Annotated in this window: 1 protein-coding gene; it reads left to right on the top strand. The window is 62.8% G+C overall.

The window, feature by feature from the left end; genetic code table 11:
* Window positions 1-2,321, top strand: a 2,321-nt coding sequence (locus tag QMX78_RS21125; RefSeq protein WP_282273365.1) for a methylmalonyl-CoA mutase family protein, incomplete at its 5' end; no start/stop codon positions are given.
* Between the last annotated feature and the right edge of the window lie 164 nt (window positions 2,322-2,485).

Raw genomic sequence — 2,485 nt, 5'->3', positions numbered from 1 at the left:
GTCCGGTTTTGCATGCAAAACCGGACTCTGACCCCGGTTTTGATCCCGGCTTCAACCTTGTCCCCAACATCGACACGACCCTCAAGGAGCCCCGCGCGACGGTGCTGATCCCGGGCAGTCGCGTGCGTTACCTCGCCGAGATCGCCGAGCAGGGCCGCAGTATCAACGCCCGCATCGAATCGCAGGCAGAAGTGGCCGAGCGTGCACAGAGCCTTTGGCAGGCGCTGAAGGAGCTGGGGGATGCAGCGCAGCCGGGTGCCTTGGACCTGTACGCAGGCGACGCACTCACTGACGCGGGTGTCGACAACAGCATCCGTACCTTGCGCCAGCGTTACAACGATGCAGTGCAGTCGCTGGACTCCGATGCGTTGCGCCTGCTGCGCGAGTGGCCGGCACGGCTGAAATCGATCACCGACCCGGTCAACGAGTACCAGGTGCGCGGCAAGACCATCCGCGTCGAGAACTACCGCGAATCGCTCAGCCATCAGCAAATCCCCAAGATCGCCGCGCCCACCTACCGTAGCTGGGGCGAGCTGCTGGTGTTCCTGCAGAAGGAAAACCTGCCCGGCTCCTACCCTTATACCGGCGGGGTCTACCCGTACCGCCGCAGCGGCGAAGATCCGATCCGCATGTTTGCCGGTGAAGGTACGCCCGAGCGCACCAACCGTCGCTTCCACTACCTGAGCGTTGGCCAGCCGGCCGCGCGTCTGTCCACCGCCTTCGACAGCGTCACCCTGTATGGCGAAGACCCGGCGCCGCGCCCGGATATCTACGGCAAGATCGGTAATTCCGGCGTCAACATCCCCACGCTGGACGACATGAAGAAGCTGTACTCCGGCTTCGACCTGTGCGCGCCGACCACCTCGGTGTCGATGACCATCAATGGCCCGGCACCGATGATCCTGGCGATGTTCATGAATACCGCTGTCGATCAGCAGATCGAGAAGTATCTGCAGGAAGATCCCGCGCGCTGGGCCGAGGCGGAAGAGAAGATCGCCAAGCTCTTCGAAGGCCGCTCACGCCCGCAATACCACGGCGACCTGCCGCCGACCAATAGTGGCCTGGGCCTGGCACTGCTGGGCGTCACCGGCGACCAGCTGGTGGACGCAGAGACCTATGCGCGGATCAAGGCCGAGACTCTGTCCACGGTGCGCGGTACCGTGCAGGCCGATATCCTCAAGGAAGACCAGGCGCAGAACACCTGCATCTTCTCCACCGAGTTCGCGCTGCGGATGATGGGTGATATCCAGCAGTACTTCGTCGACCACAAGGTGCGCAACTTCTATTCGGTGTCGATCTCCGGTTATCACATCGCCGAGGCCGGTGCGAACCCGATCAGCCAGTTGGCCTTCACCCTGTCCAATGGCTTCACCATCGTCGAGTACTACCTGGCGCGTGGCATGAAGATCGACGACTTCGCGCCCAACCTGTCGTTCTTCTTCTCCAACGGCATGGACCCGGAGTACACGGTGATCGGCCGCGTGGCTCGCCGCATCTGGGCCCGTGCAATGCGTGAGCGCTACGGTGCCAACGAGCGCTCGCAGATGATGAAGTACCACATCCAGACCTCGGGCCGTTCGCTGCACGCGCAGGAAATCCAGTTCAACGATATCCGCACCACGCTGCAGGCTTTGTACGCGCTGTTCGACAACTGCAACAGCCTGCACACCAACGCCTATGACGAGGCGATCACCACGCCGACCGAGGAGAGCGTGCGCCGCGCGGTGGCGATCCAGATGATCATCAACAAGGAGCTGGGGCTGAACTTCTGCGAGAACCCGTGGCAGGGCAGCTTCATCGTCGACAAGTTGACCGATATCGTCGAGGAGGCGGTTTACAAGGAGTTCGAGGCGATCAGTGAGCGCGGCGGCGTGCTTGGTGCGATGGATACGATGTACCAGCGCGGCAAGATCCAGGAAGAGTCGCTGTACTACGAGCACAAGAAGCACGACGGCAGCCTGCCGCTGGTCGGCGTCAACATGTTCCTGCCCAAGGAGCATGCCGGCGAAGTGGCGACCGAGATCGAACTGATCCGTTCGACCGAGGAAGAGAAGGGCCAGCAGATCGAGAACGTGCACACCTGGCAGCGCAATCGCAACGCCTTGGCACCGGCAGGCGAGACCTCGCATTCGCATGAGGTCGAAGGCGCAGTGGCGGATGGCGAAGCGCACGACGGCCACGGTCTGGGCTATCTGCAGAAGACCGCGCGTGACCGCAGCAACGTGTTCGAAGCGCTGATCGAAGCGGTGAAGACCCACAGTCTCGGCCAGATCAGTCACGCCCTGTACGACGTGGGCGGCGAGTACCGCCGCAACATGTAAGCGCGCCAAAGGCGCAGCTATAGTGCCGAACCATGCTCGGTACGGGGCTTTTGTAGTGCCGAGCCATGCTCGGCAGGGGCTTTCCAAGCGAACCCCAGGCTGTAGTGCCGAGCCATGCTCGGCCGGGGCCTTACCGGTAGAGCCCCAGCCGAGCATGGCTCGGC

Origin of the sequence: Stenotrophomonas sp. PS02298, assembly GCF_029959445.1 — a bacterium.
Classification (GTDB): domain Bacteria; phylum Pseudomonadota; class Gammaproteobacteria; order Xanthomonadales; family Xanthomonadaceae; genus Stenotrophomonas.
The sequence above is the reverse complement of the archived record's forward strand: the minus strand, read 5'-3'. Positions and strand labels throughout refer to the sequence as shown.